Annotated in this window: 25 protein-coding genes and 2 pseudogenes; 15 read left to right on the top strand and 12 right to left on the bottom strand. The window is 43.8% G+C overall.

What is annotated here, in order from left to right; all coding sequences use genetic code 11:
- Positions 1–4: 4 nt before the first annotated feature.
- Positions 5–415, top strand: a complete 411-nt coding sequence (locus ACFX4H_RS18630; RefSeq protein ID WP_377436003.1) for a hypothetical protein — start codon at positions 5–7, stop codon at positions 413–415.
- A gap of 500 nt (positions 416–915) precedes the next feature.
- Positions 916–1,230, top strand: coding sequence for a hypothetical protein (locus ACFX4H_RS18625; RefSeq protein WP_377436002.1), 315 nt, complete (start codon positions 916–918; stop codon positions 1,228–1,230).
- Here the strand turns inward: ACFX4H_RS18625 and ACFX4H_RS18620 are convergent.
- Positions 1,197–1,501 (bottom strand): annotated as a pseudogene (locus ACFX4H_RS18620) (DUF5366 family protein). The gene ACFX4H_RS18625 and the pseudogene ACFX4H_RS18620 overlap by 34 nt on opposite strands.
- Before the next feature lie 458 nt (positions 1,502–1,959).
- On the opposite strand from ACFX4H_RS18620, the gene ACFX4H_RS18615 reads away from it, so the two are divergent.
- The 7 genes from ACFX4H_RS18615 to mnhG are packed head-to-tail and all read left to right on the top strand — an operon-like array spanning position 1,960 to position 7,688.
- A complete protein-coding gene (locus ACFX4H_RS18615; protein ID WP_377436001.1) occupies positions 1,960–4,365 on the top strand; it encodes a Na+/H+ antiporter subunit A in 2,406 nt (801 codons plus the stop codon).
- Entirely contained in the window at positions 4,362–4,784 is a 423-nt protein-coding gene (locus ACFX4H_RS18610; protein ID WP_053536727.1) for a Na(+)/H(+) antiporter subunit B, read from the top strand. Before ACFX4H_RS18615 ends, ACFX4H_RS18610 begins: the two co-directional genes overlap by 4 nt.
- Positions 4,784–5,125 carry a Na(+)/H(+) antiporter subunit C gene (locus tag ACFX4H_RS18605; RefSeq protein WP_241636501.1) on the top strand — a complete coding sequence of 114 codons (342 nt, stop codon included), beginning with the start codon at positions 4,784–4,786 and terminating at the stop codon, positions 5,123–5,125. The genes ACFX4H_RS18610 and ACFX4H_RS18605 overlap by 1 nt, the downstream gene beginning before the upstream one ends.
- A complete protein-coding gene (locus ACFX4H_RS18600) occupies positions 5,118–6,599 on the top strand; it encodes a Na+/H+ antiporter subunit D (protein WP_377436000.1) in 1,482 nt (493 codons plus the stop codon). The genes ACFX4H_RS18605 and ACFX4H_RS18600 overlap by 8 nt, the downstream gene beginning before the upstream one ends.
- A gap of 6 nt (positions 6,600–6,605) precedes the next feature.
- Positions 6,606–7,082, top strand: coding sequence for a Na+/H+ antiporter subunit E (locus tag ACFX4H_RS18595; protein ID WP_034310248.1), 477 nt, complete (start codon positions 6,606–6,608; stop codon positions 7,080–7,082).
- An 11-nt stretch (positions 7,083–7,093) separates the two neighbouring features.
- Positions 7,094–7,366 (top strand): Na(+)/H(+) antiporter subunit F1, encoded by a 273-nt coding sequence (locus ACFX4H_RS18590; protein ID WP_370023645.1) that lies wholly within the window; start codon positions 7,094–7,096, stop codon positions 7,364–7,366.
- Positions 7,350–7,688, top strand: coding sequence for a monovalent cation/H(+) antiporter subunit G (mnhG, locus tag ACFX4H_RS18585; RefSeq protein ID WP_048687653.1), 339 nt, complete (start codon positions 7,350–7,352; stop codon positions 7,686–7,688). The genes ACFX4H_RS18590 and mnhG overlap by 17 nt, the downstream gene beginning before the upstream one ends.
- Positions 7,689–7,741: 53 nt before the next feature.
- Here the strand turns inward: mnhG and ACFX4H_RS18580 are convergent, their stop codons facing one another.
- The 6 genes from ACFX4H_RS18580 to ACFX4H_RS18555 form a co-directional block, all read right to left on the bottom strand.
- Positions 7,742–8,461 carry an MOSC domain-containing protein gene (locus ACFX4H_RS18580; RefSeq protein WP_241636503.1) on the bottom strand — a complete coding sequence of 240 codons (720 nt, stop codon included), beginning with the start codon at positions 8,459–8,461 and terminating at the stop codon, positions 7,742–7,744.
- Positions 8,462–8,555: 94 nt separating this feature from the next.
- The gene (locus ACFX4H_RS18575) at positions 8,556–8,954 is read right to left on the bottom strand and encodes a hotdog fold thioesterase (protein WP_377435999.1); all 399 of its coding nucleotides are present in this window, start codon (positions 8,952–8,954) and stop codon (positions 8,556–8,558) included.
- Between the two features lie 115 nt (positions 8,955–9,069).
- Entirely contained in the window at positions 9,070–9,633 is a 564-nt protein-coding gene (locus ACFX4H_RS18570; RefSeq protein ID WP_377435998.1) for a 5' nucleotidase, NT5C type, read from the bottom strand.
- Positions 9,634–9,648: 15 nt separating this feature from the next.
- The gene (locus ACFX4H_RS18565; protein WP_377435997.1) at positions 9,649–10,746 is read right to left on the bottom strand and encodes an FAD-dependent monooxygenase; all 1,098 of its coding nucleotides are present in this window, start codon (positions 10,744–10,746) and stop codon (positions 9,649–9,651) included.
- Positions 10,747–10,769: 23 nt separating this feature from the next.
- Positions 10,770–11,864, bottom strand: coding sequence for a bifunctional diaminohydroxyphosphoribosylaminopyrimidine deaminase/5-amino-6-(5-phosphoribosylamino)uracil reductase RibD (ribD, locus tag ACFX4H_RS18560; protein ID WP_098864796.1), 1,095 nt, complete (start codon positions 11,862–11,864; stop codon positions 10,770–10,772).
- Between the two features lie 13 nt (positions 11,865–11,877).
- Positions 11,878–12,627, bottom strand: coding sequence for a GTP cyclohydrolase II (locus tag ACFX4H_RS18555; RefSeq protein ID WP_249598354.1), 750 nt, complete (start codon positions 12,625–12,627; stop codon positions 11,878–11,880).
- A gap of 254 nt (positions 12,628–12,881) precedes the next feature.
- Here ACFX4H_RS18555 and ACFX4H_RS18550 point away from each other — a divergent pair, with 254 nt between their 5' ends.
- On the top strand, positions 12,882–13,253 hold the full coding sequence (locus ACFX4H_RS18550) for a YuzC family spore coat inner layer protein (RefSeq protein ID WP_052137354.1): 372 nt from the start codon (positions 12,882–12,884) through the stop codon (positions 13,251–13,253).
- A 63-nt stretch (positions 13,254–13,316) separates the two neighbouring features.
- Here ACFX4H_RS18550 and ACFX4H_RS18545 read toward each other — a convergent pair whose 3' ends face one another.
- Positions 13,317–14,822, bottom strand: coding sequence for a leucyl aminopeptidase (locus tag ACFX4H_RS18545; protein WP_377435996.1), 1,506 nt, complete (start codon positions 14,820–14,822; stop codon positions 13,317–13,319).
- Between the two features lie 270 nt (positions 14,823–15,092).
- Between ACFX4H_RS18545 and ACFX4H_RS18540 the strand changes: the two genes are divergently transcribed.
- Positions 15,093–15,575: a divergent PAP2 family protein gene (locus ACFX4H_RS18540; protein ID WP_034310222.1), complete on the top strand. Its 483-nt coding sequence runs from the start codon at positions 15,093–15,095 to the stop codon at positions 15,573–15,575.
- Positions 15,576–15,584: 9 nt separating this feature from the next.
- Positions 15,585–16,373: a cobalamin-binding protein gene (locus tag ACFX4H_RS18535; RefSeq protein WP_063574764.1), complete on the top strand. Its 789-nt coding sequence runs from the start codon at positions 15,585–15,587 to the stop codon at positions 16,371–16,373.
- Between the two features lie 60 nt (positions 16,374–16,433).
- On the opposite strand, the gene ACFX4H_RS18530 is transcribed toward ACFX4H_RS18535, so the two are convergent.
- The 4 genes from ACFX4H_RS18530 to ACFX4H_RS18515 form a co-directional block, all read right to left on the bottom strand.
- Positions 16,434–17,126, bottom strand: a complete 693-nt coding sequence (locus tag ACFX4H_RS18530) for a 3D domain-containing protein (protein ID WP_328137822.1) — start codon at positions 17,124–17,126, stop codon at positions 16,434–16,436.
- Positions 17,127–17,518: 392 nt separating this feature from the next.
- Positions 17,519–17,836 carry a YuiB family protein gene (locus ACFX4H_RS18525; RefSeq protein ID WP_034310217.1) on the bottom strand — a complete coding sequence of 106 codons (318 nt, stop codon included), beginning with the start codon at positions 17,834–17,836 and terminating at the stop codon, positions 17,519–17,521.
- A gap of 107 nt (positions 17,837–17,943) precedes the next feature.
- Positions 17,944–18,423: an NUDIX domain-containing protein gene (locus ACFX4H_RS18520; RefSeq protein ID WP_328137821.1), complete on the bottom strand. Its 480-nt coding sequence runs from the start codon at positions 18,421–18,423 to the stop codon at positions 17,944–17,946.
- 201 nt (positions 18,424–18,624) lie between these two features.
- Entirely contained in the window at positions 18,625–19,839 is a 1,215-nt protein-coding gene (locus ACFX4H_RS18515) for an NAD(P)/FAD-dependent oxidoreductase (RefSeq protein ID WP_034310214.1), read from the bottom strand.
- A 474-nt stretch (positions 19,840–20,313) separates the two neighbouring features.
- Between ACFX4H_RS18515 and ACFX4H_RS18510 the strand changes: the two genes are divergently transcribed.
- The 3 genes and pseudogenes from ACFX4H_RS18510 (at position 20,314) to ACFX4H_RS18500 (ending at position 22,064) form a co-directional block, all read left to right on the top strand.
- The gene (locus ACFX4H_RS18510; RefSeq protein WP_034310210.1) at positions 20,314–21,306 is read left to right on the top strand and encodes an NAD(P)/FAD-dependent oxidoreductase; all 993 of its coding nucleotides are present in this window, start codon (positions 20,314–20,316) and stop codon (positions 21,304–21,306) included.
- A gap of 202 nt (positions 21,307–21,508) precedes the next feature.
- Entirely contained in the window at positions 21,509–21,781 is a 273-nt protein-coding gene (locus tag ACFX4H_RS18505) for a Rossmann-fold NAD(P)-binding domain-containing protein (protein WP_328137820.1), read from the top strand.
- Positions 21,775–22,064 (top strand): annotated as a pseudogene (locus tag ACFX4H_RS18500) (NAD(P)H-binding protein). Before ACFX4H_RS18505 ends, ACFX4H_RS18500 begins: the two are co-directional and overlap by 7 nt.
- The last annotated feature ends 14 nt before the right edge of the window (positions 22,065–22,078 follow it).

Below are 22,078 nucleotides of genomic sequence, written 5' to 3'. Positions count from 1 at the left end.
GAGAATGCTGGAACAAATGGTTGCCAATGGTGCATTAGAACAGGCCGAGTATGAAAGTCTTATCAAAAGTACGATTAAATTAGACTTGTCCATCCCGGTCGACTTATATCCCGATTACGTGACATATGTTCATCAGGAATTGAAAAACCTGGTGGCATCCTCCGAGGGTCTCGACAAATCTCTGCAAAGCACTGATATCACTATACGTAAGAACGCGGAAGCCGAGTTGGATAAAAAGGTCAAAAAGCTTTTGAATTCCGGTGTAACCATCCATACCGCACTCGATACTAAACTGCAAACACAATCAAAGACTGCTGTACAATCAAAAATCGGTGTCAATGATATCGAGGGAGCTTTAGTGGTTATACAGCATCATACGCACGAGCTTGTCTCTTTGATTGGGGGAAAAGATTAAAAAAAAAATTCTTTCAACCGGGCATATCAAAGCTATAGGCAGCCAGGGTCTGCGATTAAGCCGCTTCTCGATTATGCTCCCTATTTAGAAGAAACGGATCTGCTCGTTAGCGGAGCAAGCTATTGAGCAATAGCTATTGTCCAAAAAATTATAGCGGCGACAGCTATGGGATGGTCACACTAAGAACTGCCTTTGCTCAGTCGTATAACACACCCGCCATAAGACTCTTTGAAAAAGACGGGGGTGGAAACGGGTTTCAAGTACCTGGATGCTTTTGAATTTAGAAAAGTCAGCAAAAAAGACCACCATACGAGTTCGGCCATAGGCGGATTCGAATATGGCATGAGTCCCCTTGAACTCACAGATGCCTATACTTCCTTCCATGACAGAAACTATCACAGCTCGAGCCATTACAAAAGTCACCGACCAAGAAGGTAAAGTCCTTTTATAAATGGAAAGACCGCTCCAAGGAGATATGGAACAAACGCACCGTAGCCAAGATGCGGCAGCTGCTCCATGAAACAACGCTTTCCGGGACAGCCCGAAAAGCCTACTTTCCTACAGATTATGTTGGCGGTAAAACCGGTACGACCAATGATGTCAAAGACATGTGGTTTGTCGGTCAGACAGCAAACTATACAACAGGGGTTTGGATTGGAAGGGACAAGCCATCCAATCTACAATCCATTTATTCACATTCACCCCATTCTATTGATTTGGAAAGATATCAGCCAGACTGCCGAGTGAAAAAGAAGGTGCCGCAATGGCACCTTCTTTTTCGCTATATGGGAAGACTTGCAATGACGCTGTTATAGAGCTTCAATCCCGCATAAGCGACTATTGAAATCAGCCCGAAGATGAATTGAACGCTGAACAATGAACAGGCACCGTCAATCACATAAATGACAGACCCCTTTCTTACACTGTTCAGGGCTTTACCCTCCGAATCCTTGGAAAGAATAATAAAGACAGCTCCAATATCGTATCGGAGATCAGCTTCAATGCAGCAAAAACCATGAAGAATAAAAGGAGCAATACGATCAGCAGCGCCAGCTTGATGCCGGCTTCAGAAAAGAATTCCAGCATCCCTTGATAGATTCCCAAATTTCCAAATAACTTGAGCATTTGCATTTTCCCATAAATGGCAAAGGAGAGGCTGAATAACACGATTGAAATGATTGGTAGATAGCTAAATAAATGAGGGTTTTCCATGATTTCCCCATAAGCGTTTCTTTTGTCCTATATCACGCAAGATAATCCACGATTTCACAATGGATACTCTGCTCATTCACCGTTGAAAAACTTTTTTTAATAAATTTTTCAGGACGGTTCCCCCTCCTTTTCTACCTATATATAAAACATCATTCTAGTTGGCCTTCAGCGTTTTTAAAGCCATGCAAACCCGCATAAATTGCGTTATACTTTTAAGCGAGGCAAGGATTCGATAAAAAAATACATATTCAACGAAGATTCCTAACGTCTAGAATTGCACGAAAAAAGCATAATAAGACGACTGACTTCGTTTTTAAAAAAGGGGGGAGTTTATGTCTTTACTTCATTGGGCGGTATTATCACCGTTTCTATTAGCAATTATTGTACCGATATTGTACAAACTATTTCGACAAATACATACAGGATGGTTTGTATTGATTTTACCGATTCTCCTTTTCACCTATTTTTCAAGGTTCATTTCCTTGACCAAACAAGGGGATATCATTATGGAAAGCGCAACATGGATTCCTTCTCTCGGTATTGATGTTGATTTCTATGTGGATGGACTAGGGCTTTTGTTTGCCTTGCTCATTACAGGTATTGGTTCACTCGTCGTCCTGTATTCGATTTTCTATTTGTCGAAGGAGAAAGAACAGCTGAACCAATTTTACGTCTTCCTTTTGCTTTTCATGGGAGCGATGCTTGGTGTCGTCCTATCCGATAATCTAATAGTCCTTTATTCGTTTTGGGAATTCACGAGTTTATCATCTTTTCTATTGATAGGATATTGGAATGAGAGGGAGCGTTCACGTTACGGGGCGCAGAAATCGCTGCTGATCACTGTGCTTGGAGGCTTAAGCATGCTTGGAGGCATCATTCTCCTTTCCATTATGGGGAACACATTCAGCATACGTGAATTGATTGCCCAAAGCGGGGAACTTATGGACCACGCGCTCTTCGTTCCTGCACTTTTGCTAGTGCTGCTTGGCGCGTTCACTAAATCCGCACAGTTCCCGTTCCACATCTGGCTTCCTGACGCGATGGAAGCCCCTACTCCGGTCAGTGCCTACCTTCATTCCGCCACAATGGTCAAGGCTGGCATTTATTTGGTTGCCCGATTAAGCCCTGTTTTTGCAGAATCAGGATTATGGTTCTGGCTCGTTTCGATCGCCGGATTGATCACCCTGTTCTGGGGCTCATTCTCTGCAATCAAGCAAACTGATTTGAAGGGGATTCTCGCTTTTTCCACCATCAGTCAGCTCGGATTGATCATGTCGCTTTTGGGGCTTGGTGCTGCGGCACTCCACTATGAAGCGTTGGAGGAAAATATATACTTGGCAGCAACGGTTGCTGCAGTATTCCACTTAATTAATCACGCAACCTTTAAAGGGAGCCTATTCATGGTTGCAGGCATCATTGATCATGAAACCGGTACGCGTGATATCAGAAAGCTTGGCGGATTGATGCAGTTGATGCCGATCACTTTCACCGTCGCTGTGATTGGTGCTTTTTCAATGGCTGGACTTCCTCCCTTCAATGGTTTTTTGAGCAAGGAAATGTTCCTGGCCAGCATGGTGAATGTATTGAAATTGAATATCTTCAATATGGAGACATGGGGGGTCCTGTTCCCTGTGGTTGCATGGGTAGCCAGTGTATTCACTTTTATTTACAGCATGATTGTCGTGCTCAAACCCTTTACAGGCAAACTTCAGTTACAACTATTGGAAAAGAAGCCCCACGAGGCACCGATTGGGATGCTGATATCCCCGATCATCCTTGCTTCGTTGGTCATCGTTTTCGGTATTTTTCCAAACTTGCTGTCTTCATCCATCATTAAACCTGCTGTAGCCGGCATACAGCCAAGCTTAGCGGGACCGGATTTCCAAGTCCATATCGAGTTCTGGCATGGATTCAAACCTGAGGTATGGATGACCATCGGCATCATAGCATTTGGAATTCTATTATACAAAACGCTTCCGAAGTGGCAGAAAGTCACTCAGTGGATTCCTGAACGCATCTCCCTGAATGCTTTGTATGATGACGGGGTAAGAGGGCTCGAACGTTCAGCTTCCTTCGTCATGAAAGTATTAATGACAGGTTCGATTCGGACGTATCTGCTTTCAATCTTCCTTTTCTTCATTCTCTCGTTGGGCTTTACGCTATATTCGAAGGATGCATTTAAATTGGATACAGGTAATTTTGCCCCGATCGGCATATATGAATTGGTATTAGCTGGAATCATCGTGATTGGCTCGATCGCCATTCTGTTTGCAAGATCCCGTTTAACTTCCATTATCATCTTAGGAGCCATCGGTTATACGATTTCCCTATTTTTCGTTTTGCTGCGGGCACCGGATTTAGCTCTGACTCAACTAGTCATCGAAACGATTTCGGTATCGCTGTTTTTGCTCTGTTTCTTCCACCTCCCGTTAATGGCAAGCAGAAAGGAAGAACGGATGACGTTCAAGTTGAATAATGCCATGATATCCATTGGTGTAGGAGTCATCGTCACATTGATTGCCTTATCGGCACATAGCAATAAACTATTTGATTCCATATCCAGTTACTATCTTGAAAATGCTTATAAGGAAGCAGGCGGGAAAAATGTCGTAAATGTCATTCTCGTTGACTTCCGTGGACTTGATACGATGTTTGAAATCTGTGTCCTTTCCATCGCTGCACTCGGAATATTCGCGATGATCAAATTGCGTTTGACAGGGGGGAAAGATAAATCATGAAGCAAAATGACCTGATTCTCCAAACGGTTACGAAAGTCGCCGCCTTTGTTATCTTGCTGTTTGCGGTAGCCATCTTTTTAGGCGGGCATTATTCGCCAGGTGGCGGGTTCGTCGGCGGTTTAATGACTTCAGCCGCCATAGTCCTGCTGTTGCTCGCTTTCGACATTAAAACCGTCACCGGCATTTTGCCGATTGACTATAAGTTAATGATCGGTTCAGGCCTGTTCATATCAAGCCTGACCGTGGCCGGCGGGCTATTTTTCGGGGTGCCCCTCATGACACATGTTTATCAATATGTTGATTTACCGCTTCTTGGGCACATCTCGCTTCATACCGCGGTACTTTTTGATCTGGGTGTTTATCTTGTGGTTGTTGGTGTAACGATGACCATTATTCAAACGATAGGGGAGAGTGAATAATGGAACTTTTAATGGCCATTGTCATTGGAATACTATTTATGTGTGCGACCTATTTAATGCTTTCCAAAAGCATTTTAAGAATCATAATCGGTACCGGGCTGCTTAGTCACGGCGCCCACCTTTTGATTTTGACGATGGGCGGTTTGAAAGGCGATTCCGTTCCATTGCTAAGTGATGAAGCTGCATCCTATGTCGATCCGCTTCCGCAAGCGCTTATCTTGACGGCGATCGTCATCAGTTTCGGGGTCACATCATTTCTGCTGGTACTTGCTTATCGGACCTACCAGGAACTCGGTACGGATGACATGGAAGAAATGAGAGGTACGGAAACGAATGAATAATCTTACTTTCATGCCTGTTTTATGGCCGCTTTTCACAGGCATCCTGCTCATATTCTTTGCAAAAAAAATCAATCTGCAAAGAGGGATATCGCTTTTTTCCTCTCTTATCGGAATTGTAATTTCCTTTTACCTAGTGATTACGGTCCATAATCAAGGCATCTTGACTTTAGGCGTCGGCAGCTGGGATGCGCCATTCGGGATCGTGATCGTCGCAGATATGCTATCTTCGCTGCTCGTACTGACCACGAATATCATTGGATTTGCCATACTGCTTTATTCGTTTTACTCCATAGGGGAAGAACGTGAAAGACATTATTACTATCCTGTATTTCAATTTTTGCTGATCGGGGTAAACGGTGCCTTCCTTACGGGGGATCTTTTCAATCTATTCGTATTCTTTGAAGTCATGCTGATGGCTTCCTACGTGCTGCTTGTACTGGGAGGTACGAAAATCCAACTGAGGGAATCATTGAAGTATATCATCGTCAATGTACTATCCTCTTCCTTTTTCGTCATCATGGTGGCTTATCTTTATTCAGTCGTAGGAACATTGAACATGGCGGACATCAGTCAAAGGATAACGGAAGTCAACCAGCCAGGAATCATCTCGGTGATAGCGATTGGCTTTCTGATCGTCTTCGGTTTGAAGGGTGCCATTTTCCCGCTTTTCCAATGGCTGCCTGGGTCTTATTATGCTCCGCCCATTCCAGTGATGGCTCTATTCGGGGCATTGCTGACAAAGGTCGGGATATATTCCATTTTCCGTACCTATACACTGATGTTTTATCATGACCAGGATTTCACCCATACATTCCTGGCGATACTTGCAATCTTGACCATCATCATCGGTGTCATTGGTGCGATAGCTTATTGGGATGTAAAAAAAATCATCATTTACAATATCATCATCGCCGTCGGGGTTATTCTATTCGGCATCTCCGTCATGAATGAACAGGCCTTATCGGGTTCCATTCTATATATCATTCATGACATGCTGATCAAGGCTGCGCTCTTCCTGCTGGTAGGTATCATGATCAAAATCAGCGGATCGGATGATTTACGGGACATGGGCGGCTTGATCAAGCAATACCCTGCCGTTGCATGGACCTTCTTCATAGCGGCCATATCATTGGCGGGAATCCCGCCGTTCAGCGGTTTTGCCGGCAAGCTCCTTATTCTTCAGGGAGCTGCAGAAAAAGGGGCCTACTTGGGAATGGCCGTTATCTTAATTTCAAGCTTGATGGTCCTCTATTCCGTCATGAAAATATTCATGAATGGCTTTTGGGGAACTCCAAAAGCTGATTATGCCTTAACTAATGGAAAGGTTAATAAAATGCTGGTTCCTGCAGTCCTCCTCGTCATCATTTCCGTTTTATTCGGAGTAGGGACAGAATCGGTTTACCCATACATTACACAAGCTGTAGATTCATTAATGAATCCCGAAATCTATAACAAAGCGGTTTTAAAGGAGTAGTGCCTGATGTCATTCCAAATTTTACTGAATGTGTTCCTTGCGTTTATCTGGATGTTTTTGAAAAATGAGTTTAACGGGAGCACTTTTATCATCGGATATATATTGGGGCTCGGCATCATGTTCGTCTTCCGTCATTTTTTCAATGATCGTTTTTACTTGAAAAGGGTGAATGCCGTCGTTCTATTGCTGCTCATATTCGCAAGGGAACTCATACTTTCCAACATTAGCGTCCTTAAGGCCGTGCTTAAACCAAGTCTGGATATGAAACCTGGCATATTCGCATTTGAAACCGTGCTGACCAAGGATTGGGAAATTACGATACTATCGAATTTAATTACACTGACACCAGGTACACTTGTCGTTGAAGTATCGGAAGATAATCGGATTCTTTATATCCACGCGATGGATATTGCCGACAAGGATGAGGCTGTGGACAGCATTAAAAATACATTTGAAAAAGCGATTATGGAGGTGGGCAAATAATGTTCGATCTAATGCTTAAAATCGCGTTGCTCGGTGTTTCGCTTTCCATGATTGGATTCTTATACCGTTTAATCAAAGGGCCTTCCGTGCCGGATCGTGTCATTGCACTCGATGCAATGGGAATCAATCTTATCGCAATCGTTGCACTTGCCTCCATTGTCATGGATACAAGCGCATATCTGGAAGCCATTCTTCTGCTCGGAATCCTATCTTTCATCGGAACGGTCGCTTTCGCCAAATTCCTTGAGAAAGGGGAGATAATCGAAGATGACCGCAATCGTTGAAATCCTATCGGCCCTATTCCTATTAATGGGAGTCTTTCTCTTTTTAGTCTCGGCTTTCGGCATCATCCGGCTGCCCGACGTCTATACAAGAAATCACGCTGCCTCAAAAAGCTCGACACTTGGAATCATGTTCATCCTGATCGGCACCTTGTTATATTTTTATTATAAACATAGCCATTTCGATTTCCGGGTCGTGCTCGCGATCATCTTCATCTTCATGACCAGTCCTGTTGCCGGACATTTAATCATGCGCTCGGCTTATCATACTGGCGTAAAAATGTGGGATCGGAGTGTCCAGGATGATTTAAAGAAAACCCGGTGATCCCTGCCATTGCAAAAGAGCTGCCCTGATTACAGGAGCAGCTCTTTTCTGTTTCAATCTTTTAAAAATACCTGGTCGCCCACTTTGATTTCACCTGTTTGCATGACCGAGGCATATACGCCAAAATGATTTTCCCTTTCCTTGACGACAGTTTTCAGCAGTGATGGATCTCTATGTGAATCGCTTGGATCGACAGTTATGATCATACAGCGCTCACAATGCCTTTTGATCTCCAATTCCACTTCATTTCCGATTAGAATCCTTTTTCCGAACCATTGCTCTTCTAAAAAGGGGGTTTTATTCACTAAGGATAGCACTAAATTTTGCCTGAATCTCCTGCCATCCAGTTCTTTTCCCCAAAGCTTTGTCAATTCGCCAATCGAGGCATCACTGACAAGCAGGATGTTTTCTTCTTCAATCGCACCTAACGGAATATGTGCAGGATGATAAACAACTGGTTCTGCCTCCTGTTTCAACAACCGTTCCATTTCCTCCTGAAAGGCTCCCTCTCCCCATGTCAAAACGTTTCCTGAAGGGGTCTTCACTTGGATTTCCGGATATTGGTCAAGTGCTTCCTCACCAGAAAAAGCAGCTTGATAACGGACCATTTCCGGGACTTGGGTTATCGTCAGGAACTTCCCATTTTTGCCTTTAAAGGCATGGCTGCGATCTCCATATAGTCCATAGTCCATCACCTTCGTTTTTTGTACCTGTTCACCAGTGAATGATTTTACAGGATGACGGGTGATTTCTTGAATATGACCCACCAGCATAAAAAAACCTCTTTTCATACAATAGTCTGCTGCCATATTATACGTAAACCGGATAATGTAGAATCATTGCACCAATTTACGTTGTTCTTTTGATTCACTTTGACTTCGGTAAGTCGATAACGGCCAATGTACAGCGTGAAATGCAGATAAGATGATCCTCTTCATCACGGATCTTCACGTCCCACACCATCGTCGTCTTCCCGCGATGGATGATGTTCCCTTCTGCGGTAACAATACCTGAACGGACGCCCCTAACATGATTGGCATTGATTTCAAGGCCGACGACAGCTTGTTTTGTACTATCTACCAGCATCATTCCTCCAAAGCTTGCAACGGATTCCGCAAGTGCAACGGATGCTCCACCATGCAATAAACCATACGGCTGTCTAGTGCGTTCATCCACAGGCATCGTCGCAATGACTTTCCCCTCGCCGACTTCTTTCATTTCAATTCCAAGCGTGCCTATCAATGACTTTTCAATATTTCTCTCCATCCCATTACCCCCGACTCTCTTGTTTTTTTAGCAAAAAATGAACCGTTATTCATATTAGTATACAAAAAAAGGATGACCCAAGTCTATCAAGTCATCCGTCAATAATGTAAATGTATTATTTGGAGAGGATTTCTTTTAATTCAAACCAGCTTGTCAGTCTTGGAATATCCAATTCCCTGTTATAGGAGTTATCCATTGCATACACTTTCGTTGGAATATCCAATAACGTTTCCAGCACTGCCGGTTTATCATCAAAATAATAATCCAATTCCAATTTGCGGATCGTATCAATTTTTTTATGATCCTTCATCCCGCAATAAAAATGGTCATCCTTAACCGGAAAGCCGTTTTCGATCAGCCATTTTTTCGTCCGTTCACCATGCTCCGCTTTTCTGGCGGTGATGTAATAGATTTCATGGCCATCGCGTTCAAGCTCCTGCAGCGTTTCCACTGCGCCCTCGAAGGCTGGACAGGATGAATAATACACTTCATCGGCCAGGCTGTTCCACATCTTGCCCCCAGCCTCTTTATCAAGCCCGAAAGCTTCATGGATCTCCAACGTCTTTAAAGCCCTGAATTTCGTTAACTCTATGTTCGTATTAAGCTTTTCATTATAAAGATGGAACGCGAACTCCCTCAAGTTAATAAGGGTATCGTCAATATCAAAACCGAATTTCATATCCTTCACTCCTATTCAAACATAAGCGGCGGCAAACTGTGATGCGAAGGACATCTCCTTGTCCACCTGAATGGCCTGTAATCTTTCAATCTCGGCTTTTCTTTTTGGCTCAGCCATTTTAAGTCCAAGGAAGCCAGTATCCCCCTGCAGGATGCATCCAGAAATAAGCTCGGCCAATATATCGGCATCCTTCATGGCACAATTGAGTCCGAATGCACCTGTAGGCGTCATCGTATGGGCTGCATCACCTAATAAAGCAACGCCATCCTTTGTCCACGTTTCACAATAGCTGCTGTAAACATCCAATAAAATGAAGTCCTGCCAAGAGCGGATATTTTCACACACAACCTTTTTTAATTCAGGAAAGGCAAGAAGCAAATCTTCAATGAATGGTTCAAAATGCTGTTTTCGCAAATGGGGAAATGAACCATGCTCTATATTCCAGCCAATTTGGATGAAACCTCCGGCCTGGGTGAAGAGGGCAACCTGGGAGCCATTGACCAATGCCATCTTGATCGAAGGCTTCCACCCCTCCGGAGCAGGAATTTTTGCCCACAGTAAATCATAGCCATGATCTTTAATCTCGACTGGTATTCCCGCTTTTTTTCGAACGATGGAAAACCTGCCGTCCGCTCCGATTATCAATGGACTTTGCACTTCAAGGTCATTTCCGTCATTACGGGCCTCGACACCCGTAAAACGGCCCATTTCATTCTGCATCAAGTCGGTAACCCTCGTATTCATCATCAATTGAAAGGAGTCCAGCTTTTCGGCTTCATTCAATATGGCTTTAAGCAGATGGTTTTGAGGGACATGTATCCCAACATGATCGACAGGCCATTCCGGGATAATGCTTTTGAATATTTGGCCGTCATGCCAATATTCAATTTGTTCCATCCTAAGCAAGCCAAGTTTTTCCACACTATTGAATAAACCGTGCTTTTTAAGAATGCCCTCTCCTTCATCGTTCAAGAACTCGCCCCTGAACTCCCTTGAAACTTCAGAATGCCTTTCAAGCAATACGACTGAAATGTCCTGCTTGGCCAATAGGTAAGCCAGCAGGGCACCTCCAGGACCTGAACCGACTATGCATACATCTGATTTAACCATCATGCCTCTTCACCTGTTGTCTATTTTTATTTAGGATAAGCCGTGATGCGTATGTCCTCACCAAACGTTTCCACGCCAGAGAAGGAAACATCCATCGCTTCATCCATCGTATCCACATTCATGCCAGTATACGGTGTCAGTGAGTTTCTGCCGCCCAATAGTTTAGGGGCTATATAAATCAAGTATTTATCGATGAGCCCTTCCCTAAGGAATGAGGCATTCACTTCGCTTCCGCCTTCCAGCAAGACATCCGTAATCCCCTTTTTATACAGCTCTTCCATTAATGCCGTTAGATTCAGTCCCGTCTCGTTTTTGGGGACGAAAATGAATTCGATCCCTTTTTCACGTAAAAGGTCCATTTTATCCGCAGGTGCATTTTCCTGCGTTACGATCAAGGTCTTCGCATCTGATACTTCCACAACTTTGGCATCCAATGGAACCCGTAATTCACTGTCTAAGATGATCCGGATCGGATTTTTCCCTCCGCCCTCCGGAAGTCTGGTCGTCAGTGATGGATCATCGGCCAACACAGTCCCGATACCAACTAGGATGGCATCCACCTCATCACGGAGCAAATGAACGGAATGACGTGACTCTTCTCCTGTTATCCACTTTGAATGGCCTGTGTGGGTTGCAAGTTTTCCATCGAGCGTCATCGCATACTTCGATATGACAAATGGACGATCCGTCAGCATATTGTGAATAAAACGCTCATTCAGCCTTTGAGCTTCCTTTTCCAGGACGCCGACTTCAACTTCAATGCCTGCATCCTTTATGATCGATATTCCTCTGCCGGCCACTTCCGGATTTGGATCTTGAGTCGCAACCACCACTCGCCGGACACCTGATTCTTTCACCAAATTTGCACAAGGAGGCGTCTTTCCATAATGGGAACAAGGCTCAAGAGTCACATAAAGCGTTGCACCTTCTGCATACTCACCCGCCATTTTAAAAGCATGTACTTCCGCATGCGGTTCACCCGCTTTACGGTGGATCCCTGTCCCGGCTATCACACCGTCTTTCACTATGACTGCCCCGACCACTGGATTTGGATTCGTCTTTCCTTTAGCACTGGCTGCCAAATCCAGTGCCAGCTTCATGTAATATTGATCATCATTCATTCTATAGCTCTCCTTATACAATCAAAGTTGGCTTCTTTTTGGGAATATGTCCAGACTTCTTGACCTTTGTATCGAGATAGAAACTATTATCTTCCGTCAAACCGCCCCATAGCGGAATATGGTCCTTTGCCGCAAGTCCATGCTTCATGAGGGCATCCAGCTTTTTGGGGTTGTTCGTGATTAAAGTCACCGGATCCTTACGCAGTTCCCTCAATACGCGAATGGCTCCCTCGTAAGATCGCGTATCATCTTCGAATCCTAAAGCCTCATTCGCCTCGACCGTGTCATAACCTTCCTGCTGAAGCAAATAGGCAAGAGATTTGGAAAATAGGCCAATCCCTCTTCCTTCATGGTCCGCAAGATAAAAAATGGCCCCGCACCCATGCTCGGCTATCATCTTCATCGATTGGTGGAGCTGGTAGCCGCAATCACAGCGTTTACTGCCGAAGATATCACCAGTGTGGCAGATGCTATGCATCCGGACAAGTGCATCCTCCGACTTTTCAAAATCACCATAAACCAATACGGAGGATTGCTGTCCAAAAGCGAGGTTCGCTTCCGAAAGCGAATCAAGCACCGTATCCTTGTCATTATCCGCACCGTCAAGCTGAAGCCATGTATACCATTGGAAAACCGTTGAGAAATCTCCTTGTTCAACCGGCAGGTTCACAGGTCCAACAAGGCATATATCAGCTTTACCGGGGGTTTGGATGATATTCATTTTATCTATTAAAAGGTCTTTTGTTTCCTGGGTCATTTTCATGTTAACATCACCTATTTTATAATTTATAGTGTGCCTTCTCCTTACTTTAGGTAAGTAAGTATATTACTATACACTATACCTGTCAATGAAGCAGTTTACAAATAATAGTGTGTCTTTGATCATAATTTTCAAGAAGTTATTTTGCAGAAAAAGGTCATTCACAAACCGCTATCATATCGGCTGGCCTTTATACATATTTTAACGTATAACGAAAACGTGTCTATAGACAGACCTAATGAAAGGAAGGAAACCTTTTGGAGGATTTCCCTTATTTTTTATATGATCCTATCCTATTTCCGCCTCACGCCAGGAATCGGACATTGCGTCCCTACTTGGCAACCAATCCAGATCTGCTAGTCAAATCGGCAAAGACCTCGCAATCTTTGATGCTTGATGTAAAAAAAGTCATGGATACCATAGCCACATCCAAGCCTTTCTCGAACCGGTTGATGACTGCTGCCCAAGCATCGCAAAAAAATGTCGTGATCGATATGATCCGAAAGATAGGAATTAAGAACGAACCTGATATCACGTATAACCCCGATGGGATCCGTTTTGATTTCTATCCTAAAGCAGGGGAAGAAAATTGCCATATCATCGTCAGCTTGAAATGGAGGGATGCATAACGTCCGTCCAATACCTTTTTGGTAAAAAAACCGAAGCCTATTTTCGGCTTCGGATATTTGGGTTCATCTTGTTTTCGTTTCAAAGGTTTCAACCAATAGTGCAAGCGTGCGTGCCATGACACCGGTAGCCCCCGATGTGCACAATTCGGAGTTGCTCGAGGTTGTGGAAGTTCCGGCAATATCCAGATGGACCCACGGAGTGTCTTCGGCAAATTCACCGATGAAGGCGCCGCCCATGATTGCATGTCCCGCCCCTCCAGGTGAATTATTCAAATCCGCTATTTTACTATTGCGTACCCGCTCTTTATCCTTTTCCGTAATCGGCAATCTCCAAATGGGCTCCCCGGCCTCCTCTGAGGCTTTGACCACTTGTTCATAGAATTCCGTGTCATTTGTCATTGCACCCGTCATATCCATGCCCAGCGCCGTTATGACACCACCCGTTAAAGTCGCAACGTCAATAAGATAGTCAGCGCCATGATGTTTAGCGTAAGTCATGGCATCCGCCAAAACCAGACGGCCTTCCGCATCCGTGTTCAATACCTCTATCGTCTTGCCGCTCATGGCAGTGATCACGTCATCGGGCTTGAATGCATCACCGCTGATCATGTTATCAGTGGAAGGAATGACCGCCACGACATTTTGGTCCGGTCCCAATTCGCCGATGATTTCCATTGCACCTAAAACAGCTGCCGCACCGCCCATATCCGTCTTCATTCCAACGATACCAGCCTTGGTTTTCAATGAGTATCCACCCGTATCGAATGTGATCCCTTTACCGACCAACCCGATAACATCCTTCCATTCATCCTTACCTTGATACTTCAGGACGATCATTTTCGGAGGCTCGACCGAACCTTTATTGACAGCAAGGAGTGCGCCCATTCCCAACTTGAGCATGTCCTCCTTCTCGAGGATCTCCACTTCAAACCCATAACGTTCGCCCAGGGCAGATGAATAATCCGCCAAATCCGTGGAAGTCAGCAAATTGCCTGGTGTATTGACCAAAGTTCTGGCTGAGTTCGTCGCCCTTCCGAAGATCCTCCCTACATGAAGCGCGGCACCGACCTCTTCTTGATCAAATTCACTGTAAACCGTAATCGATTCAAGGCTTTTTTCGACCTGGTTCGATTTTTGCTTGTATCCGTCAAACTTATAGGAAGCAAGTTCAAAAGCCTCGGAACAAGCATGGGCTGCGTCCAATGCATCCAGATTTTCAGTCGTGAATGTATCCAACGCGATCGAAAGTGTCGTAATCTTGGATTCTTTAATCGTCTTACGTGCTTTTCCCAACGCTTCGCGGAGCGTTTCAAAAGATAGCTCCTTTTCCTTGCCCAATCCTACAAAAATCAATCTCTTAACGCTTAATTTACCTAATGTATGTATTTTGACCACTGACTTTTTCTTGGAAGAGATTTCCCCGGCTTTCACCAACTCTGTCAGCTGGCCATCCAATCGTTCATCCGCTTCTTTTCCTATCCCTGTGAACTTTACGGGTCTGTCAAATAGGCCTAGAATCAGGCATTCATCAATCAAATCTATATTTAAGGAATTTTTTACTGTGAACATTCTGCTACCTCCTCCATTCTATTACATTCATTATAACGAAATCTTCAAAAATTTTCGAATAAGGTCCGCGAAAATAATAATAACAAGGTATATTGTTTAGAATGGGTGACTTTAGAGTAATAGTATAAGAAAGATCATATTTATACCTATACCGGCAGGGAATCGACAGGACTGAATGGAACTAATAATAAGGGCCTTATTCCGAACAGGATGCATTTACCCATATATGGATTTCATCTTTACTTATAACTAGAAAGAAGGCTGATACTCTTGGAATTATTACTCAACTTCCCTTTAATCGCAGCATTGATTGCCATTTTCTTTGCTCAATTCATCAAAGTGCCAATCCACTTCATAGCATTTCGTAAAGTGAACTGGTCACTCATTAACTCCACAGGCGGTATGCCAAGCTCCCACTCTGCGGCCGTATCAGCCCTGACCGTGGCGGTAGGGATCGAAACCGGAATGGATTCCCCTGTATTTGCCGTTGCCGCGATCTTTGCAATCATCACGATGTTCGACGCGACAGGAGTGAGACGGCAGGCAGGAGAACAGGCAGCCGTCTTGAACCAGCTCGTTACCGACTTCAATACCTTTGTCGAGCAAGCAAAGAACTGGCAGAAAAAAGCAGATAAACAGAAACAGCAACAATTAAAGGAACTGTTGGGCCATAAGCCAATCGAGGTATTTTTCGGAGCCTTGACCGGAGTATTCATTGCATTGGCACTTCACTTTTTCATCTTTCAAGGGTAGGTGTTCAATTTGAAAATAATCTCTCTTTGCCCCAGCAATACGGAACTATGCACATATCTAGGAATCGAAGATCAGCTGATCGCCATCGATGACTACTCTGATTGGCCTGAAACCCTACAGCATCTTCCTAAGGTGGGGCCCGACTTATCGATCGATATCGATCATGTGGAATCACTAAAACCCGATTTGGTGCTGGCTTCACTGAGTGTACCGGGCATGGAAAAAAACATTGAGGGGCTAAAAGAACGGAACATCCCCCATATAATCTTCAACCCGCAATCACTTGAAGATATCGCAAAAGATTTACTGACCTTGGGCGAGGCGATGGATCTTAAGGAAAAAGCAGAGGAACAGGCTGCCAAATTCCGTGATGCCATCCTTCAATATAAAAACATCGCCGATAAAATCGAAACAAAGCCGTCCCTGTATTGGGAATGGTGGCCTAATCCCTTATTCAGCCCCGGGGGAGTTAATTGGCTTTCCGAGATCAGTACGCTTGCGGGAGGATATAACCTTTTCGAGGATGTCGACATGGCAAGCATTCAAGTCACTTCCGAAGAGGTCCAAAAAAAGGATCCCGACCATATTTGCTTAGCTTGGGTCGGTGTCCCTTTACGTAAAGTAAACCCTGCGCTTGTCAAGAAACGGCAAGGGTGGACTGATATGAAGGCCGTCCGGAATAACCATATTCACATCATGGAAGAACCTTTATTCTGCCGGCCTTCCCCGCGTTTGCTGGATGGGCTGTCCATATTGGCAAAGACTCTGCATCCTGAAGCCTACAAAGGCATGCCCTAAGGGCGTCCCAAATGAAACAGAAAAGGCTGCCTCAATTGAGGCAGCCTTTCACTTTCCTCATTAAAAAGCAAAGGAAGCTACATTCTCATTCAATGTTTTCTCAGCGATTTTCGGCTTGAATACCTGCTTGATCTTGGTTTCATTCAACCTGCTTAACTGTTGTTCGGATAACTCGCCGTTCCCTTTTTGGACAACATATACTTCAAGGGTTTTCTTTCCCCAGTTCTCGTACACATCCTGTACCGTTTCGTAGTATAGATCCAGGTGATTCCCTTTGATCGCACCACCCTTGTCCGCTACAACCCCATATCCATAGCCCGGAATCCAAAGGATGGTTCCGAGAGGGAATACGGCAAGATCGGCGGCAATGGTGGAAAACAGATCCCGTTTCACTTTCACCCCTGAAAATGTAATTCCATAAGATGGGCTTTCCGGGTACTTTCCGGTTGATTCATACCCTGCTGTATATCCTGTAGCCAAAACTTCATGCTTCGGGTATTTCGAAAGCTCGATTGCCTCCGCTATCGTCGTGGGACCATTGCTCGCGGATGCCGATGCCATTAGCGTTGCCACTTGCCCCCCACTATGAATCGCTTTATATTCGAGACCAAGCATTCGATGTTGTCTCATTGCCTCTTCAAAAGGATGATCTTCAGGAACTGCCCCAAAAACATGATTCAAGGTCGATTCGATGGCCAAGATAAATAATATGATAATAGCAACCCTCAAAAATAATGCCTTCACAATCTTCATATGTATCAATTTCACTCCTCTCACAAGGATATTTGTTCCCTTTACGGAGTGAAAGTATTCATAAAGCATGGAAAGAACCAATTTTTCTTACAAAAAAGGCTCTTTTCGTAAAGATCGTTGTTTTTAAAACGAAACTATTCGATTGATTGGAGCGGAAGTGCCAGACTGCCTGCGGGAGCAGCGGGACAGGTGAAGACCCCACAGGGTTTACGCCGAGGATGCTCACCGCCCCGCGGAAAGCGAGCATCTGGAGCGGAAGTGCGATACTCATGCGGGAGCAGCGGAAAGCGAGCATCTGGAGGGGAAATCAACCACACCGCACTACTTAGTGAATAGCAACAAAGTATGCGAAAACAAAAAAGGACCGTCCATACATGACGGCCCTTCCCTTATTAAAACATTTGATATCCTTTATTCCTTAGAATCCTGATGACCACACCAGCTAAAACCGCGCCAAGCAGCCCGCTTGATAAAATAATGATGTCTGCCGTATGCAGGGATGTAAGGTTCGTACCAAGATTGGAAAAAGATATTCCCGGATTCCTAAAATATTCTATTAGCTTTGTTTCATTGACAATGATGATGAAGACGATTGGAAATAAGAAGACCATGATCCACGAAGAACGAAAGAGCATATTCAGCAAAAAGCCAATTCCGAAAAACAATATGAAAAATAAGAGTATTGAGATAATTAAAACAGGCAATGGCATGTTATTCTTGACCCTCCTTAAAAGCGACACCTTTAGTTTACTGAAAAAATAATTGCTGCGTCAACGACTTATACCAAATAATACCGAAGAAAAGATAATTACCCAAATTACAAGAATAGTTTATATGATGTATATCCAAATTGATCTCCCGGATTCAACCCGTCAAGCATCGTCTGCATTCTTTCCTTTTTAAAAGCTAAAAGCTGTTCCAATAGTAACGATTGCTTCCCTTCCTTCATGAGTAAATCAGGGTGATAAAATTTAGCTTCATATAATTCATCCAATTGAGCATTTACTTCAAAACTGAGCGGTTTAAGTAAAAATATCAACATATTATCACTTATATCCCTTTTGATGACTCCGCTTCTCACTCCTACGATGCCTTCGATTTCTGTATGAATGCCCGTCTCCTCCAGCACTTCCCTTACGACAGCTTCATCGACGGTTTCATCATTTTTGACAAAACCTGCCGGAAGCGACCATTGCCCTTTCAATCCGCCATACCTTTTGTTCACGACAAGCCACTCACCTTTATCCGATATCACAAGGCCGGACACTGCCAGCCAAACATTTTTGCAACGTTCCACCAAAACCCACTTCCCCTACATTCATTATTTAGTAAAGATGATGCCAAAGATAATTTCCTTGATCAAACTTCGTCATCCCCATTATATTCCACACAAAAAATTGCATACTCCGCTATGGCACACTCATCGATGGATGGGATGCCAATGAAAAAGCCATTCAGGGACAATCCCCAAATGGCCATTATTGATCTATCAAAAAAATTAAAGAACGTTGAATTTACCTTTTTTAGCAACAAGTGAGGCTCCGCCAATCATTAACAATGCCCTGTTATCAACCATTTTCTTCATGAATGATGCAGTCTTACCTGTAACTTTCTTGCCGAAGACAACACCAATCGCATTATCTTCACCAAGTGAACATACCGTTCCTTTGTTTTCGAAGGTGAACGTTTCCAGGTCGCTTTCGTTACGAACCAATTTAGTCAGGTTCTTTGCAATGACCTCACCTTGCTGCATCGCTATTTGTGCAGTAGGTGGATATGGACGATTAATTTCCTCGTTGATGATTAAAGCGCAATCCCCTACGATGAAGATATCGTCATGCCCCGGTGCCCGCATGTCAAGGTTCACTTTAATACGTCCGCGCATAGCTTCAAAACCGGAAGCCTCTATCACGGAGTTTCCACGTACGCCAGCTGCCCATACAACGGTGCCCGCTTTGATTTCTTCCACTTCATCTTCGCCTTTTGCCACGATGATGCCTTCAGGAGTCGCCCCCTTGATCGGTGTACCGATTTTGAATTCCACACCTTTTTTCTCAAGGTAAGATACTGCATAATCCACCAATTCCGGATCGAAGCCAGGAAGGACGGCTGGGGCTGCCTCCACACAGTACATGCGGACCTTTTGGAAATCGATGTCGTATTCTTTACAAAGTTCAGGGACACGGTTAGCCAATTCGCCAAGGAATTCGATACCCGTAAATCCTGCTCCTCCAACAACGATCGTCAAACGGTCTTCATTCTTTTCGACCTCAGTACTGTACGTCGCGAATTGCAATTGGATATGGTCACGGATTTTACGTGCCGTGTTCACGTTAGAGATAGAGAAAGCATATTCTTTTAGCCCCTGGATTCCGAATGTTTCCGATTCAGGTCCAAGACCAATCACTAAATAATCATAAGAAATTTCGCCGTTTTCAAGGATGACTTTTTTGTTCTCCGTTTTCACTTCCAAAACGGAATCCTGGATGAATTTAACTTTGCTGTTAATGACACTTTTGATTGGATAGCGCACACGATCATGATGAAGCGTTCCAGCGGATGCTTCATGCAGCCATGTTGTTTCATAGTGGTAATCATTTTTGTTAACTAATACGATTTCTGCTTCATTTTGACCTAACGCCTTCTGTAAGCGAGTAACAGTCATCAATCCACCATAACCTGCACCTAAAACAACGATTGTTGGCTTTTTCAAAAGTATTCTTCCACCTTTACGATATTTTCTTGTGATGCTTTCCATAACTAAAATATATTGTCTATCTTTATAATTTCCATTATAAAAAGCACTCTTATACATTTGTGACGTATTTCACGTAACACTTCATAAATGTCATAAAAAATTCATAAAAAATTTACCAAATGATATCTAAGTAAATATTAGTCTTTTTCCTTACCTTTTTCAAGTAACAAACCGAACTTTTTCGGGTTAAAATATAGCCGGAAAACATTACTTTTCACCCAGTTGCGACCATATTAATACGATATGCTCAACATTGGCAAAGGGTAATTTCACCCGGATTTGAAAGCGGATACAGAACATTCATCAGGAAACTGTGCAAATATAGTCAAAACTTTCCCACTTTTCTAACTTTCTCCGTTTTTTAAAAGATCATCTATGTTAAAATAAGAGAATAAATTTCAGCAAACCTAGTATATCGGAGGGATAACGTTGGAAGTTAATGAAAAAGTTTATGATATTACAATCATTGGCGGAGGCCCGGTTGGATTATTCACTGCATTTTATGGAGGAATGAGACAGGCATCCGTAAAAATCATCGAGAGCCTGCCACAATTAGGCGGACAATTGTCGGCCCTTTATCCTGAGAAATACATCTATGATATCGCTGGTTTCCCCAAAGTGCGAGCTCAGGAGCTAGTGAATAATTTGAAAGAACAAATGGCAAAGTTCGAACAGGATGTCGTCCTGGAGCAAGCCGTTCAAGAAGTGGAAAAGCAAGCCGATGGAGTGTTCAAGTTAACGACTGATAAAGAAATCCATTACTCCAAAACGATTATCATCACAGCTGGAAATGGGGCTTTCCAACCCCGCCGCATCGAAATTGAAGATGCAAAAAAATATGAAAACGGCAACCTTCACTATTTCATCGATGACCTAAATCATTTTGCCGGCAAAAAAGTGGTCGTCTTCGGCGGTGGGGATTCAGCAGTGGACTGGGCCTTAATGCTGGAGCCGATCGCCGAGAAAGTGAGCATCATTCACAGAAGGGATAAGTTCCGTGCCCACGAACATAGTGTAGAAACACTTAAAAATTCAAAAGTGGAAATAAAGACTCCATACATACCTGCAGAGTTGATTGGTACAGACGGACGTATCCATACAATTGTCATCAAGGATACAAATGGTGACGATACAGAGACCATGGATGTAGATGCAGTCATCGTCAATTACGGCTTCGTTTCTTCTCTTGGTCCCATTAAGGAATGGGGACTTGATATCCAGAAGAACAGCATTTTGGTGAATTCCAGAATGGAAACGAATATCCCGGGAATTTATGCAGCAGGCGATATTGCAACCTATGATGGCAAAGTAAAATTGATTGCCAGCGGTTTTGGTGAGGCACCCACTGCCGTCAATCACGCCAAACAATATATTGACCCAAAAGCAAAAGTTCAGCCGATGCACAGCTCTTCCATGTTTTAATTATCTTACGCAAAAACCGGCTTTCATGGCCGGTTTTTTTTGTCCCCAATTCGATGATTGTGGATAAGTTTTTTCAATTAGTTATCCACAGTGCTTACCCTTGTCATTCTATTGGGTAAAGAGTAGGAGAAGCCATGAAAGGGGAATGCATCCAAGAATATTTTAATTGCAGGGGCTAACGGCACGACCGGAAAGCAGATCATTGGGGAATTATCAAAAAATTGCAATTGACCGTATACGGGATGACAAGGAAAGAGGAACAAGCTCAAACGATAAAAGAACTCGGCGGGCATCCAATCTTGCAGATTTAGAGGGAAATGTGGATAAAGCAGTGGATAACATGGAAGCCATCATTTTTGCCGCCGGATCCGGACCCAAAACTGGGCCGGATAAAACGACAGCTGTGGATAAGAATGGTGCCATTAAACTGGTTGATGCCTCCAAAAAGAAAGGGTTCGAACGTTTGTCATGTTAAGCTCGGTCGGTTCTGATAATCCGGAACAAGCCCAAGAAGAAATGCGCCATTATCTTAAAGCAAAATATGATGCCGATGAACATTTAAAGCAAGCGGGCTTACATACACGATTGTCCGGCCGGTTGCTTTGACAAATGAACAAGCGATCGGAAAAATCTTTGCGGATGAGAAAGTCGATCATACTGATAAGTCCATTCCAAGAGCCGATGTCGCAGCCGTTCTTGCCCAATCTCAAAGAAAAGCATGTTTGCCTACCGTTTTCTTAAAAAAACGTTGTAGTTGATTTCAGAAATCCGC

The organism is Peribacillus sp. YIM B13477, from assembly GCF_042787955.1.
GTDB lineage: Bacteria > Bacillota > Bacilli > Bacillales > DSM-1321 > Peribacillus > Peribacillus frigoritolerans.
This window is presented reverse-complemented; position numbering and strand designations above follow the sequence as displayed.